The following is a 13,324-nucleotide window of genomic DNA, read 5'->3' as shown; positions in this document are numbered from 1 at the left end:
TCACCGGCCGGCGGCGCCCGACCCGATCTCCACCACCCGGGCCCAGGGCGGTGTCCGGTCCGGCCGGTAGTGCGGATCGTCCTCGTCCCACCGGGGGGCCCGGGTACGGGAGAAACGGCCCACCACCACCCGGCAGGGCGGCCGGACGGCGGGCCAGGCCGTCCGCCCGTCCGTCAGCACCACGATGACGTCCGGCCGGGGCCCCGACCGCAGCGCCCTGGCGAAACCCGCACGCAGATCCGTACCGCCGCCGCCCACCAGCGGAATGCCCTCGCCCCGGCACAGCGGATGCACGATCCGCGCCGCAGCGTCGCACGGCACCACGGTGACCAGGTCGCGGCGGCCGCCGACGGCCTGCGCGATGGCCGCGACCTCCAGGAGCGCGCTGCCCAGTTCGGCGTCGCTGACCGATCCGGAGGTGTCGATCACCACGCAGACCCGAGGCGGCCTGCGCCGCAGGCTCGGCAGGACGATGCCGGGCAGCCCGGCCGAGCGCCGCGAGGGCCGGCCGTAGCTGTAGTCCTCGCCGGCGCCCGCGCCGGAGGCCGCCGACCGGACGGCCGCGCCCAGCAGCTCCCGCCAGGGCTGCGGCGGATGGAAGGCCTCCTCCGCCCACCGCTTCCATGCCTTCGGGGCGTTTCCCGGGCGCCCGTTGATGCCCTGCGCCACCCGGAACCGGACCGCGTCCTGCTCCTGCTCGCTGAGGCCGTGCGCACCGTCCGGCCCGAGGTCCCACTCGCGCTCCATCCCGTCGGCGCCGCTGCCGCAGTCCAGCCAGGCCAGGCCCTGCGTCAGCGGCCCGAGCCCGAACCGGCGCAGGTAGTCCTCCATCAGCTCGCCCCCGGACAGGCCCAGGTCCTCCGGGACGACCGCCCCCGCGGGCCGGACCAGCCCGTCGCCGAACACGTCGTCGTTGATCTCGAGGTCCGCGGCGATGTTCATCCGCAGCCGTGCCCCCGGGCCCTCGATCCCCTGCAGCCGAGCGGCCCGGTCACCGCGCCCGTGGTGGTCGCGCAGCAGGTGGGACACCTCGTGGACCCAGACTCCGGCCAGTTGCTCCACCGGCGTCCGGTCCACGAACCCCGGCGAGACGTAGACCCGCCAGTACCGGTCCACAGCCATGGTCGGCACCTGCCGCGACTCCACGGTGTGCAGGGCGAACAGCGCCGTCGCGAGGTACGGCCGGACCCGCGCGGCGTGCAGCCGCGCGGTGTAGAGCTTGTCGAGGTCCAGCGCCCCCGGCGCACCGGCGCTCACGGGCGGGACCCCGCGGGGACGCCCGTACGGACCGCGGTCCGCTCCGCCGCCCGGTCCGCGCGCCGGGACAGGTCCACCACCCCGGCGAGCCGCTCGATCGCGGGCGGTACGTCCCACTCCTCCCGGCGCAGGGCCGCCAGCGAGGTCGCGGGGACGACCACCAGGTCCGGGGCCCCCGTCTCCAGCGCCCGGACCATGATCGCCCATGCCGCGTCCCAACGGGACTTCTCCGGAAGCCGGTTGACCGCGGCCACGATCCCCTCCAGGACGGCCTGGCGCTGGTCGCCCCGTTGGGGCAGGTCGGCGCCGGCCGGATCGGCCAGCAGCGCCTCGGGGTCCGGGAGTTCCATCCGGTCCAGCGCGGCCAGCAGTTCCAGCGCCGGGCCGTCCCCCACGGTTCCCCTGATCAGCATGGACAGCACCTCCCTGGAGGAGCCGGCCGCGGTGGCGAAGGCGATCAGACGCAGCGTCATGTCCCAGCTGCGGGGCGACGGCCAGGCGCCGCCGCGCCGCGTCTCCCCGGACGGCAGGCGGTGGACGAGCGGGGGCCGGGTGGTGAGGAACCCGCACACGGCGCGGCGGGCGAAGTCCACGGCGGCCGGCAGCGCCTGCGCGTCGAGGCACGGCAGGGTGGCCCGCGGCCAGGTTCCGCCGAGACCCCTGACGACGACCTCGTGGTCGTGGGTCCACTGGAGGTGGACGAACCGGTTCGCCAGCGGCGGGCTCAGTTCCCAGCCGTCGGCCGCCGAGGACCGCGGGTTCGCGGCCGCCACGATCCGTACCCCGGGCGGCAGTTGCAGGGCACCGATCCGCCGTTCCAGTACGAGGCGCAGCAGGGCGGCCTGGACGGCCGGGGGCGCGGTGGACAGCTCGTCGAGGAAGAGCAGCCCGCGCCCGGCCCGGACCAGGCGCACCGCCCAGTCCGGCGGGGCCATGGGGACGCCCTGCGCCGCCGGGTCGTCGCCGACGACGGGCAGCCCGGAGAAGTCGGACGGTTCGTGCACGCTGGCGATGACGGTGGTGAGCGGCAGGTCCAGGGAGGCGGCGAGCTGGGTCAGGGCGGCGGTCTTGCCGATCCCGGGCTCGCCCCACAGCAGGACGGGCAGGTCCGCGGCGACGGCCAGGGTGAGGGCTTCGAGCTGGTTGTCGGGGCGCGGCTCGGTGGTGCTCTCGCCGAGCAGGGCGAGCAGTTCGCCGGCGACGTCGAGCTGGGAGGCGGTGGGCAGGTCCATGGGCATGTGTGGTCACCTGTGGGTTCGTGAAGGGGTGAAGGGCGGGGGCGGGGCGCTGCCCGGTCGTCGGCGGAGTACGCCGGGACTCAGGCGGCCCGGCGGCCGCGGAGGGGGCGTTGCGGCTTCGGGGGGAGGCGGTGGGGGCCCGGGCCGGCGAGGCCCGCGCGGAACAGCCCGTAGGTGATCCGCCGTCGGGCGGCCGCCTCCAGTTCGTCGAGCAGGGGGCCCGGGCGCAGCGTCGCGCCGGGGCCCAGGAGGCCCTCGACGACGGCCAGCGCTCCGGCGATGTCCCCGTGGTCCAGGCGTTCGCGGACGCCGGTGAGGCAGTCCGGTCGGCGGTGGGCCGCGTCGATGGCCCGGAGGCAGGGCAGGGGAGTGCCGGACAGGGCCGCCAGCAGTTCCTCGCGCCGGACCTCGGCCGGGTCGTGGTCCAGCGGTGTCAGCACCCCGTCGACGAGGCCGATGCGGTGCCGGGCTCCGCGGCAGTCGACGTGGCGCGGCTGCCCCGGCCCCGCTTCCGGACCCGGTTGCCCGGTCCGCGACGGCGCGGCCGGCGCGCGCTCCGGTGCCAGGGCGGCGGCCACCAGCGGGTGCAGCAGGTCGGCCCCGATGGCGCCGGCGCGCAGCAGTTCCAGGTCGGGGAGCACCCGGGCCGCCGCGTCGGGCAGGACCGGCAGCGCGTGGGCGCTGCCGTCCGCCGGTGCGGTCCCGATCCGGAGCGCCGGTACCGCGGCGCCCCGGCCCGCCCCGTCACCGACCGGGTCGGCGGCCAGGTCCAGGACCAGCCGCTGCCGGGCGCCGAGCCGGACGGTGACGCTGCCGGACTCCCGCCCCTCGGCCCGGAGCACGATCGCGGCCTCGGCGGCCCACCGGTCGACGGCGCAGCGGTGCTCGGCGGGCAGCGCTGCGGCGAGTTGCGGATCCGGCTCCGGCGGGTCGTCGCAGGGCGGCCGGTCGGCCCCCGAGCGGGCCCGCAGTTCGGCCGTCCTGCGCGCGTCCCACAAGTGGCGGTGCAGGTCGAGGCGGAAGCGCCGGTCGGGCCGGGACCCGCGGCGCGGGTCGGCGCCGGCGACCCCGGCCGCGGAGCGGGAACCGTCCCACAGCGCGAGGGCGATGCGCTGCCCGCCGTCCGCCCAGGCGGGCGGGGTACGGGCCACGAGGTGGACGGCAGGCTCCGTGCCCTCGGGGCCGGCGGTGCCGTACCGGGCCAGCGTGAGGGTCAGGCCGGGGCGCAGCAGCCCGTCGGGAGCGACGCGCGGCATGTGCCAGCGCAGCAGGTCGGGAGCCAGGTGGCGGAGGTCGGCCCGGATCCGGTCCGCGAGGTCGCGGCCGTGGGAGCGGGCCAGGGAACGCAGGTTGAAATCGACGTCGAAGCCTGCGGCGGCGCATGCCGCGGACCAGTCGCCGGCGTGCCGGCGGGCGGTCGCAGTCTCGATCATGGACGCCGGCACGGCGTACTCGCGTACGCGGAGCCAGAGGGCGAGGCGGGAGTCCCTGTTCGCGGTCTCGGTGAGCATCAGCGCTCACCTTGCGCGGTGGGGACCTCCGATCCGTGAGTGGATTGAGTGGTCATCGCGGTGATCGTAGCGATCTTCGCCCCGACCGGCCAGGGCTTTTCCGGCGGGCGCCGTCCCGTCCGGGCCAGTGGTGGTGGTGCCGGTCGATGACGTAGTGGTGGCCGTGCAGCCAACCGCCCCCGGCCGGACGGGCGTCGGCGAGGTGCGGGTGACCGGGCGGCAGGTCCGGGTGTACGTGGTCCAGCCGGTCCGGATCGCGGACCGGCCAGGTCACCGCCGCGGTCGCGGTCGCGGCCAGGGCGAGGGCCGCCAGGGCGGCGGCGGTCAGCGGCAGGCCGGCCCACGGGGCGAGCCAGCCGGCCAGCGGGTAGGTCAGCAGCCAGCAGCCGTGGGAGAGGGAGAAGCGGGCGGCGAAGGCGGCGGGCAGGTCCGCGTCGGCGGTGGAGCGGCGGACCACGCGGCCGCCGGGCGTCAGCACGGCCGAGGAGGCGGCCCCGATCGCCGCCCACGCCCCCAGGAGCGCGGGCCACGACCAGGCCCCGGGAGCGGTCGCGGTGAGCGCGGCCACGGCGGCGAGGACCATCGGGAGGCAGGCGGCGGCCCGGAGCATCACGGTGCGGTCGGTGCGGCGCCGCAGGAGCCGCGGCAGGGCGAGGGCGGTGAGCACGGACCCGGCCCCGTACGCGCCGAGGGCGACCGAGACGGCCCCGGCCGGACGGTCGAGGTGGTCGCGGACGACGGCGACGGTGTCCACGAAGACGACGGCTCCGGCGGCGGCGACCGCCAGGTCGAGGGCGAGCAGGGCCCGCAGTCGCGGAGTGGCCCGGAACAGGCGGGTGCCGGAGGCGGCCCTGGACCAGGCCCCGCCGGTCCGTTCGACGGGGGCGGGCCGGGGCAGCGCCGTGGCGGTGACGAGCGCCGCGGAGGCGAGGAAACCGGCGACGGTACCGGTGAACAGCCGGTCGTAGGAGACCACGGTGAGCAGCGCGGCGGCCAGGACCGGGCTGAACAGGCTCTCCAGGTCGTAGGCGAGCCGGCTCATCGACAGCGCCCGGGTGTAGTCCCGTTCGTCGGGCAGGACTTCGGGGACCGTCGCCTGGAAGGCCGGGGTGAAGACCGCCGACGCTGCCTGCAGCACGAAGATCAGGACGTGGATCTGCCACACCTCGGTGACGAGGGGGAGGGCCAGTGCCACGCCGGCGCGGACGAGGTCCGAGGCCGCCATGAGGATGCGCCGGGGGACCCGGTCGGCGACGGCCGTGACCAGCGGAGCGACGGTCACGAAGGCGATCATCTTGATCGCCAGCGCGGTGCCCAGGACCGCGGGGGCGCCGTCGCCGGCGAGGTCGTGGGCGAGGAGGGCCAGGGCGACGGTGGCGAGCCCGGTGCCGACCAGTGCGACGACCTGGGCGGTGAACAGGCGGCGGTAGGTGCCGTTGCGCAGAACCGACGCCACGGACCCCGCCGACGGGGCGGAGGGCGAGGACGGCGTGGAGGGGAAGGACGGCAAGGGCGGCCTCGTTCCGGTCGGCGGATCGCTGACGCCGTTCCAGCGTAGCCAACATGTGCGCACCTGTGCACGTATTGGAGGAGGGGAGGACCCCTGCGGACGGGCTCAGTCGTGCGGCGGGAGGGAGCCGATCTCGTGGTCGGCGACGTTCATGGCCTCGTCCACCAGCCGGCGCAGGTGCCCGTGCCGCAGCGCGTAGACGACGCGGCGGCCGTCCTTGCGGGTGGTGACCAGCCCGGCGAGCCGGAGCTTGGCCAGGTGCTGGCTGACGGAGGGACGGGCCGCCCCGCACGCCTCGGTGAGCGTGGTGACATCGGCCTCGCCCCGGCCGAGCCGCTCCATCAGCGCCAGGCGCGTACGGTCCGCGAGCAGGGCCAGAACGGCTGCGGCGACCTCCAGCCGGTCACCCCGCACCTGCGAATCCTGCGCACCTGCCGGACGCGTGCCTGAGCTCATGCGGACATCGTAGGACGGCGGGAGCGCGATGCGTTCGCCTCCGCGCACACATGCGGACGCGCACGGGCCCCGCGACCCCCTCGGGGGTGCGGGGCCCGTGCACGGACGTGGCGGTGGGATCAGCCGAGGGCGGGCGCCTGCTGCTGAGCCGTCACTTCCGCGCCGTCGGCGCGCGTGGCCAGGAACTTCTGGGCCAAGACGCCGAAGACGACGGCGAACACCGCCCACAGGACGAGCTGGACGGCCAGCGAGGCGACCCGGAACTCCCACAGCAGGGCCGCGGGGAAACCGGGCTGGACCGCGTCGCTGTTGTCCGGCAGGAACACGAAGGCCAGGGCGGTGGCCACGATGAAGCCGCCGGCCGCGGCCAGCGTCGCGTTCCAGTTGCCCAGGCGCGGTGCCAGCCGCCGCCCAAGGATGATCGCGCCGACGCCGAGCAGCACGCTCAGCAGGATCATCAGGAAGAACAGCGTCGTGCGCTGCCCGATGGTGTCCGGGTTGCCGACCGCCGGCGGGGTGGCCGGGTACTTCAGGAACGGCACCAGGTAGACCAGGGCGAACGCGCCCGCCCCGGTGAGCGCGGCCGTGGCCCGCGGGCTGAACCCGCCGACGCGGCCGAGGGCGAACGAGAACGCGAGCGAGGCGATGCCGCCCAGCGCGACCCCGTAGACCAGGACGCCGGTGGCCAGACCGACGGTCGACTGGACCGGGCGGCTGACGAGCTCTTCCTCCTCCTCGGCGGCCTCGCCCGACGCGGCGTCACCACCATGGCCGGCGTGGCCGCTCGGGGCGCTCGCGGCGTCCTGGGCGGCTGCGGCCTCCTCCACGGCGATGGAACCGCGTACCGGCGGCTCACCCACCACGTAGGCGACGGCGAAGGCGAACAGTCCGGCGATCAGGCCCGCGAGCATGCCGCGGACCAACAGACCTCTGACAGTAGAGGCGTACATGTGCGTGGCCTCTCAGTGGCAGGGGAAGCCGAGCAGGTGGCGACCGTCGTGCACCCACTCGTGCACGCCCTCGCCGGCGAACACGGCGGTGGCGCCCTGCTCGGCACCGACGAAGTAGAGGGCCACGAGCATCAGGAGACCGACGAAGACCGCCCAGGGCAGGACGGCGCGCACGGGCAGCGGAGCCGACGGCGAGACGGCGGGGGTGGATATGGCAGCGGAAGCGACGGCCTCGGCCATGATGGAACCTCCTTGGGGAACAACGCGTCCCATACGGTGGTGCAGGACGACGGTCCTCGGGTCTGACTCGCCGCGACGCCCTCCTCGGGAGGTCACCGCAGCACACAGTGGCGCGACCATGCCGGATTCACACCGGGCTTCCGTCTCGCCGTCGTCGCTATGTCTTTATGTCGCCGCGACGCTACCGCGTGTCGGGCCCGCGGCCAAGACCGTGAGTCCCTGATCACACGGCTACGCTGCGGTAATACCGCCCGGCACCCCTTCGAAGAGGGGAAACGCCCGGCGGGCGGGCCGTGAGTACTGCTAGAATCCCCGTCGTTGGCCTTCGGCGTACGTACTCCGTGTACGCGTCCGGAGGCTTTTTTCATGCCTTCGCACCCGACCACCAGTCATGACCCGACCCCCGCCACGACCCCCTCCACCGGATACCAGAAGCTGCTGCGCACCACGGAGTTCAGCGGTCTGTACGTCAGCTTCACCCTCACCGCCGCCGCGGGCTCCCTGTCCGGCATCGCGCTCGGCACCCTGGTCGACCGGCAGACCGGCTCGCCGTTCCTGACCGCCGTGAGCATGTACGGGGCCACCTTCGCGACGGTCCTCGGCGCGCTGACGCTGATGTCGGTCGCGGACGGGAAAAGGCCCCGCCGCACCCTCCTCCTGCTCCAACTCGCCTCGCTCGCGGGCGTCTGCGCCCAGGCCGTCCCCGGACTGCCCCTCGTGGCCCGCTTCGCGCTCCTGCTCCTGCTCGGCTTCTTCCAGTCCCTGGGGACCGGCGCGCGGCTCGGGCTGCTCGCCGAGGTCGTGCCGGCCTCCGGCTACGCGCCGGCCCGTTCGCTGATGAACATCACCGCAGGCGGCACGGCGATCCTCGGCTACGCCGGCGGGGCCGTACTGCTGCGGCACACGGGCCCCCAGGGGGTCTTCGCCGTCGCCGCCTGCCTCACCGCCCTCGGAGCCGCCGTGGTGGCGGCCACCGTACGGGAGCACTCGGTCCGGCTCACCCGCCGCCCGGGCCTGCGGCAGACCTGGCGGACGAACGCCGAACTGTTCTCGCACCCCGGCCGGCGGGCCCTGCTGGTGGCCCTGTGGGTCCCCAACGGCCTGATCGTCGGCTGCGAGGCCCTCTTCATCTCCTACGACCCCGCCCACGCCGGAACCTTCCTGGCCGCGGGATCCGCCGGCATGCTCCTCGGCGACCTGGTCGTCGGCAGGCTGCTCACCGCCGCACGGCGCCGCCGTCACGCCTTCGCCCTGCGGCTGCTGCTCGCCGTCCCCTTCCTGCTCTTCGCGGTCCACCCGCCCGTTCCCGTCCTGGCGGTCGCGGTGTTCCTCGCCGGTGCCGGGTTCGCGGCCACCCTGCCCCTCCAGGAACGGCTCCTGGAACTGACCCCCGAGGCGATCCGCGGGCAGGTCCAGGGGGTCGAATCGGCGGGACGGATGACCTGGCAGGGCCTGGGCGCCGCCATCGCGGGCGGCCTCGCCCAGTACCTCGGCGCCGGCGCGGCGATCGCCCTCGCCGCCGGGGCCTCGCTCGCCGTCACCCTCCTGACCCGCCCGTTCCGCCGCACGGGCGGGGACCGGCCGCACTGACGGCCACACCGCGCACATATTCGTGCACCTGTTCGGTTGTAGGGCTAGGCTGGGTCCATGCACACGGTCCAGGGCCTGCAGGGTTCCCTCTTCGACCAGGGCGACGAGATCGGCCCCGGCCCCCTCGGCGGCCTGCGCCGGACCGATCTCGGCGCCGGGGCCTGGGTCGACCACCTGCCCGGCTGGCTGCGCGGCGCCGACGCGCTCTTCGAGCGGCTGGCCGCCGACGTGCCCTGGCGCGCCGAGCGGCGGCAGATGTACGAGCGGGAGGTGGAGGTGCCCCGGCTGCTCGCCTTCTACGGCGAGGACGACGCCCTCCCGCACGCGTCGCTCGTCGAGGCCCGCGACGCGCTGAGCGCGCACTACGCGGCCGAGCTGGGCGAGCCGTTCACCACCGCCGGGCTGTGCCTGTACCGCGACGGGCGGGACAGCGTCGCCTGGCACGGCGACCGCACCGGCCGATCCTCCACCGAGGACACCATGGTCGCCATCGTCTCCGTCGGCGACCCCCGCGATCTGGCCCTGCGGCCGCGCGACGGCGGGGCCACCCTGCTGCGGCTGCCGCTGGGTCACGGCGACCTCGTGGTCATGGGCGGCAGCTGCCAGCGGACGATGGAACACGCCGTACCGAAGTCGGCGCGGGCCGTCGGACCCCGGATCAGCGTCCAGTTCCGGACCCGGGGCGTGCGCTGACCCGCGGTCCGGCATCGCGCACCCGTCCCGGCGGTTGCGGCTCCGCCGCGGCCCGTACAGGCTGGGCGCATGGATCTCGGCGCCTTCTCCGTGAGTCTGACCGTGCGGGACATCGAGGCCTCCAGGGCCTTCTACGAGAAGCTCGGCTTCTCCGCCCTGGGCGGGGACCCCTCGCAGAACTGGCTGATCCTCAAGAACGGCGACCACGTCATCGGGCTGTTCCAGGGCATGTTCGAGAAGAACATGCTGACCTTCAACCCGGGCTGGAACCAGAACGCGGGCCCCCTCGACTCCTTCACGGACGTCCGTGAACTCCAGCGGGAGCTGAAGGCGAACGGCGTGGAGTTCGTGACGGAGGCCGACGAGTCGGGATCGGGCCCGGCCCACTTCGTCGTCCTCGACCCGGACGGCAATCCGGTCCTGGTGGACCAGCACGTCTGACCCCCGTACGCCAGGCCCGGTCAGGGCCCCGCGGCCCGGACCGGCGGCCGGATCAGACGCGGGTGTGCACGTCGACGCCGGGATCCTTCGAGGGGCGCGCGGCCGCGGCGGCCGCGTGCAGGGAGCGCAGCGCCAGCATCAGGATCCCGATGTCGTCCAGATACACCGGGTCCGGAATCAGGTCCACGGGCGAGACGGTGTAGACGAGGGCCGCCCAGAACAGCGCCTTGTCGTGCAGCGGGATGCCGGCGTCGACCAGCAGCTTCCGCGCCCTGAGCACGCGCACGAACATCACGGCCGCGACCACGGCGAGCCCCGACATGACGACCGCGCCCACGATGAGCCAGACCGTTCCGTCCATGGCGCCCATATACCCCGATTCCGCCCGGTGATACCCCTACGGCGGTCCCGGCCGCTCAGGCGCCCTGTCCGCGCAGCCGGCGCCCGACCTCGCCCAGGCCGTCGGCCAGCGCGTCGAGCTGCGCCGGGGTCAGGACGTCGACGAGGACCTCCCGGACCGTGGCCACATGTCCCGGCGCCGCCTCCTCCAGCTTCGCGCTGCCGGCGTCGGTCAGCACGGCGAAGACCCCGCGCACGTCCGAGGGGCAGCTGCGGCGGCGGACCAGCCCGGCCTTCTCCATCTGGGTGACCTGGTACGTCAGGCCGCTCTTGGAGTTGATCAGGCCATTGGCGAGCTCGGTCATCCGCAGCTCCCGCCCGGGCGCCGCGGCGAGCCGCACGAGGATCTCGTACTGCGGGTGCGAGAGCCCCGCGTCGTCCTTGAGCTGCTGGTCGAGGCGCCGGTTCACCAGGGCCGAGGCGGCCAGGAAGCCGCTCCAGGCCCGCATCTCGCGCTCGTCCAGCCATCTCGGTTCAGCCATGGCCCCACCCTACACGGGTTGTTCGAATTTGAATCACCGGTTAGGGTCCATGACCAGCGGTTCGAATTTGAACAACTCTTCACCTGCCTCCCCGGGCCGCACGACCGGAAGGACCCCCACGATGACCAGCCCCTCCGTCACCGCGACGAAGCCGCAGGCCGCCGCGCCGGCCGCGCACACCCCGCCCGCCGCCCTCTCCACCCCCGGCCACGACACCGGCCTGCTGCTCCTGCGCCTCGTCCTCGGCCTGACCATGGCCGGACACGGGGCGCAGAAGCTCTTCGGCTGGTTCGGCGGCGGCGGCATCAGCGGCACCGGCCAGTTCTTCACCGCCAGCGGCTACCCCGCCGGCGACGCCATGGCCGTCCTCGCCGGCCTGACCGAGACCCTCGGCGGCCTGGGACTCGCCGCCGGCCTGCTCACCCCGCTCGCCGGCGCCGCCGTCGTCGGCACCCTCATCAACGCGATCGCCGTCCACGGCACGGGCTCCTTCTTCGCCCCCGCCGGCATCGAGTACGAACTCCTGCTGACCGCGGGCGCAGCGGCCCTCACCCTCACCGGCCCCGGCCGCTACGCCGCCGACCGCTTCCTCCCCGTCCTGCGCACCCAGCGCCTGGCGCACGGAGCCCTCGCCCTCGCCCTCGGCGTGGTCCTCGCCGCCGTCATGCTCCTCGTGCGCAACTAGCGCGTCGCTCGGGGGTGTCCGGGGCCCGAGCTGATTGGCCCCGGACATTCAGGGGAAGAGCGCACAAATGACACAACCCATCGAAGACTACGCACTCATCGGCGACCTCATGACCAGCGGGCTGGTCGGCCGCGACGGGTCCATCGACTGGCTGTGCCTGCCGCGCTTCGACTCGGCGGCCTGCTTCGCCAGGCTCCTCGGCGACGAGGAGAACGGCCACTGGCGCATCGCCCCCCTCGGCGCCGCCGACGGCGAGCGCTGCACCCGCCGCGCCTACGTCGACGGCTCCCTGGTCCTGGAGTCGTACTGGGAGACCGAGACCGGCACCGTCAAGGTCACCGACTTCATGCCGCAGCGCGACGTCGCCCCCGACGTCGTCCGCATCGTCGAAGGCATCAGCGGAACCGTCAGGATGCTCAGCACCCTGCGCCTGCGCTTCGACTACGGCCACGTCGTGCCGTGGGTACGCCGCAGCGACGGCGACCGTGTCGCCGTCGCCGGGCCCGACTCCGTGTGGTTCCGCAGCGAGCCCCCCGTCCGCACCTGGGGCGAGGACAACAGCACCCGCTCCCAGTTCCCGGTCACCGCCGGCCGCCGCGTCGCCTTCGTCCTGACCTGGCACCCCTCGCACGAACCGCGACCCGAACCCACCGACCCCTTCGAGGCCCTGGAGGGCAGCCTCTCCGACTGGCGCGAGTGGACCTCCCAGTGCCGCTACGAGGGCCCCTACCAGGAAGCGGTCACCCGCTCCCTGATCACCCTCAAGGCCCTCACCTACGCCCCGACCGGCGGGATCGCCGCCGCCGCCACCACCTCCCTGCCCGAGGAACTCGGCGGCGTCCGCAACTGGGACTACCGCTACTGCTGGCTGCGCGACTCCACCCTCACCCTCGGCTCCCTGCTCACCACCGGATTCCTCGACGAGGCCCGCGCCTGGCGCGAGTGGCTCCTGCGCGCGGTCGCCGGCGCCCCCGAGGACCTCCAGATCATGTACGGGATCGCCGGCGAACGGCGCATCCCCGAGAGCGAACTGCCCTGGCTGCGCGGCTACGCCTCCTCCGCCCCGGTCCGCGTCGGCAACGCCGCCGTCGACCAGCTCCAGCTCGACGTGTACGGGGAGGTCATCGACTCCCTTCACCTGGCCAGGTCCGCCGGGCTGCCCGCCGAGGCCCACTCCTGGAGCATCCAGCTCGCCCTCCTGGACTTCCTGGAACAGAACTGGCACCGGCCCGACGAAGGCCTCTGGGAGGTCCGCGGGCCGCGCCGGCACTTCGTGCACTCCAAGGTGATGGCCTGGGTGGCCGCGGACCGGGCCGTGCGGACGCTGGAAGGCGACCCGTCGCTGCACGGCGATCCGGACCGCTGGCGCGCCATGCGCGACGCGGTCCACCGCGACGTCTGCGACAACGGCTTCGACCCCGAGCGGGGCACCTTCACCCAGTACTACGGCTCCACCGAACTCGACGCCGCGACCCTGCTCATCCCCAGGGTCGGGTTCCTGCCGCCCGACGACCCCCGCGTCATCGGCACGGTCGACGCGGTGCGCGCAGAACTCGGCCGCAGCGGACTCGTCCGCCGCTACAGCACCGCCGACTCCGTCGACGGCCTGCCCGGCGACGAAGGCGCCTTCCTCGCCTGCTCCTTCTGGCTCGCCGACGCCCTGCACCTGACCGGCCGCGAGGACGAGGCCCGCGTCCTGTTCGAACGGCTGCTGACGGTCCGCAACGACGTGGGACTGCTCGCCGAGGAGTACGACCCCGTCTCCGGGCGCCAACTCGGAAACTTCCCGCAGGCGTTCAGCCACGTCGGCCTCGTCAACACCGCGCTCACCCTGGCCGGCATGGAAAAGCGGACGACCGGGGCGGGCTGAGC

At 74.5% G+C, this 13,324-nt stretch carries 14 protein-coding genes; 5 read left to right on the top strand and 9 right to left on the bottom strand.

Annotated elements, in window-relative coordinates; all coding sequences use genetic code 11:
- The 7 genes from AB0O53_RS07415 to AB0O53_RS07385 form a co-directional block, all read right to left on the bottom strand.
- Nucleotides 1–1,257 (bottom strand): vWA domain-containing protein, encoded by a 1,257-nt coding sequence (locus AB0O53_RS07415; RefSeq protein ID WP_365193755.1) that lies wholly within the window; start codon nt 1,255–1,257, stop codon nt 1–3.
- Complete coding sequence (locus AB0O53_RS07410; protein WP_365193753.1) at nt 1,254–2,495, bottom strand: AAA family ATPase; 1,242 nt, start codon at nt 2,493–2,495, stop codon at nt 1,254–1,256. The genes AB0O53_RS07415 and AB0O53_RS07410 overlap by 4 nt, the downstream gene beginning before the upstream one ends.
- Before the next feature lie 80 nt (nt 2,496–2,575).
- Nucleotides 2,576–4,006: a hypothetical protein gene (locus AB0O53_RS07405; protein ID WP_350991359.1), complete on the bottom strand. Its 1,431-nt coding sequence runs from the start codon at nt 4,004–4,006 to the stop codon at nt 2,576–2,578.
- 52 nt (nt 4,007–4,058) lie between these two features.
- Entirely contained in the window at nt 4,059–5,462 is a 1,404-nt protein-coding gene (locus AB0O53_RS07400; RefSeq protein WP_365193751.1) for an MFS transporter, read from the bottom strand.
- 159 nt (nt 5,463–5,621) lie between these two features.
- On the bottom strand, nt 5,622–5,972 hold the full coding sequence (locus AB0O53_RS07395; protein ID WP_365193749.1) for an ArsR/SmtB family transcription factor: 351 nt from the start codon (nt 5,970–5,972) through the stop codon (nt 5,622–5,624).
- Nucleotides 5,973–6,091: 119 nt separating this feature from the next.
- Complete coding sequence (locus AB0O53_RS07390) at nt 6,092–6,922, bottom strand: CbtA family protein (RefSeq protein WP_350991364.1); 831 nt, start codon at nt 6,920–6,922, stop codon at nt 6,092–6,094.
- Between the two features lie 12 nt (nt 6,923–6,934).
- Nucleotides 6,935–7,162, bottom strand: a complete 228-nt coding sequence (locus AB0O53_RS07385) for a CbtB domain-containing protein (RefSeq protein ID WP_030657740.1) — start codon at nt 7,160–7,162, stop codon at nt 6,935–6,937.
- Nucleotides 7,163–7,528: 366 nt separating this feature from the next.
- Here AB0O53_RS07385 and AB0O53_RS07380 point away from each other — a divergent pair, with 366 nt between their 5' ends.
- The 3 genes from AB0O53_RS07380 (at nt 7,529) to AB0O53_RS07370 (ending at nt 9,886) form a co-directional block, all read left to right on the top strand.
- On the top strand, nt 7,529–8,752 hold the full coding sequence (locus tag AB0O53_RS07380) for an MFS transporter (protein ID WP_365193747.1): 1,224 nt from the start codon (nt 7,529–7,531) through the stop codon (nt 8,750–8,752).
- Nucleotides 8,753–8,809: 57 nt separating this feature from the next.
- Nucleotides 8,810–9,445: an alpha-ketoglutarate-dependent dioxygenase AlkB gene (locus tag AB0O53_RS07375; RefSeq protein ID WP_350991369.1), complete on the top strand. Its 636-nt coding sequence runs from the start codon at nt 8,810–8,812 to the stop codon at nt 9,443–9,445.
- A 69-nt stretch (nt 9,446–9,514) separates the two neighbouring features.
- Nucleotides 9,515–9,886 (top strand): VOC family protein, encoded by a 372-nt coding sequence (locus tag AB0O53_RS07370; protein WP_350991371.1) that lies wholly within the window; start codon nt 9,515–9,517, stop codon nt 9,884–9,886.
- 52 nt (nt 9,887–9,938) lie between these two features.
- Here the strand turns inward: AB0O53_RS07370 and AB0O53_RS07365 are convergent, their stop codons facing one another.
- Nucleotides 9,939–10,247, bottom strand: a complete 309-nt coding sequence (locus AB0O53_RS07365) for a YkvA family protein (RefSeq protein ID WP_359123257.1) — start codon at nt 10,245–10,247, stop codon at nt 9,939–9,941.
- Between the two features lie 55 nt (nt 10,248–10,302).
- Nucleotides 10,303–10,767, bottom strand: coding sequence for a MarR family winged helix-turn-helix transcriptional regulator (locus AB0O53_RS07360; protein ID WP_350991375.1), 465 nt, complete (start codon nt 10,765–10,767; stop codon nt 10,303–10,305).
- Between the two features lie 121 nt (nt 10,768–10,888).
- Between AB0O53_RS07360 and AB0O53_RS07355 the strand changes: the two genes are divergently transcribed.
- Both AB0O53_RS07355 and AB0O53_RS07350 read left to right on the top strand, forming a co-directional pair.
- On the top strand, nt 10,889–11,452 hold the full coding sequence (locus tag AB0O53_RS07355) for a DoxX family protein (protein ID WP_350991377.1): 564 nt from the start codon (nt 10,889–10,891) through the stop codon (nt 11,450–11,452).
- A 67-nt stretch (nt 11,453–11,519) separates the two neighbouring features.
- Nucleotides 11,520–13,322: a glycoside hydrolase family 15 protein gene (locus tag AB0O53_RS07350; protein ID WP_350991379.1), complete on the top strand. Its 1,803-nt coding sequence runs from the start codon at nt 11,520–11,522 to the stop codon at nt 13,320–13,322.
- Nucleotides 13,323–13,324: the final 2 nt, after the last annotated feature.

The sequence above is a fragment of the Streptomyces erythrochromogenes genome, assembly GCF_040684695.1.
In the GTDB taxonomy this organism is placed as follows: domain Bacteria; phylum Actinomycetota; class Actinomycetes; order Streptomycetales; family Streptomycetaceae; genus Streptomyces; species Streptomyces erythrochromogenes_C.
The sequence above is the reverse complement of the archived record's forward strand: the minus strand, read 5'-3'. Positions and strand labels throughout refer to the sequence as shown.

Bases quoted from the DNA above. Each gene is read 5' to 3' on its own strand.
- AB0O53_RS07350 (WP_350991379.1), top strand. From the start codon at position 11,520: ATGACACAACCCATCGAAGACTACGCACTCATCGGCGACCTCATGACC.
- AB0O53_RS07390 (WP_350991364.1), bottom strand. From the start codon at position 6,922: ATGTACGCCTCTACTGTCAGAGGTCTGTTGGTCCGCGGCATGCTCGCG.
- AB0O53_RS07395 (WP_365193749.1), bottom strand. From the start codon at position 5,972: ATGAGCTCAGGCACGCGTCCGGCAGGTGCGCAGGATTCGCAGGTGCGG.
- AB0O53_RS07385 (WP_030657740.1), bottom strand. From the start codon at position 7,162: ATGGCCGAGGCCGTCGCTTCCGCTGCCATATCCACCCCCGCCGTCTCG.
- AB0O53_RS07355 (WP_350991377.1), top strand. From the start codon at position 10,889: ATGACCAGCCCCTCCGTCACCGCGACGAAGCCGCAGGCCGCCGCGCCG.
- AB0O53_RS07410 (WP_365193753.1), bottom strand. From the start codon at position 2,495: ATGCCCATGGACCTGCCCACCGCCTCCCAGCTCGACGTCGCCGGCGAA.
- AB0O53_RS07405 (WP_350991359.1), bottom strand. From the start codon at position 4,006: ATGCTCACCGAGACCGCGAACAGGGACTCCCGCCTCGCCCTCTGGCTC.
- AB0O53_RS07360 (WP_350991375.1), bottom strand. From the start codon at position 10,767: ATGGCTGAACCGAGATGGCTGGACGAGCGCGAGATGCGGGCCTGGAGC.
- AB0O53_RS07380 (WP_365193747.1), top strand. From the start codon at position 7,529: ATGCCTTCGCACCCGACCACCAGTCATGACCCGACCCCCGCCACGACC.
- AB0O53_RS07375 (WP_350991369.1), top strand. From the start codon at position 8,810: ATGCACACGGTCCAGGGCCTGCAGGGTTCCCTCTTCGACCAGGGCGAC.
- AB0O53_RS07370 (WP_350991371.1), top strand. From the start codon at position 9,515: ATGGATCTCGGCGCCTTCTCCGTGAGTCTGACCGTGCGGGACATCGAG.
- AB0O53_RS07365 (WP_359123257.1), bottom strand. From the start codon at position 10,247: ATGGACGGAACGGTCTGGCTCATCGTGGGCGCGGTCGTCATGTCGGGG.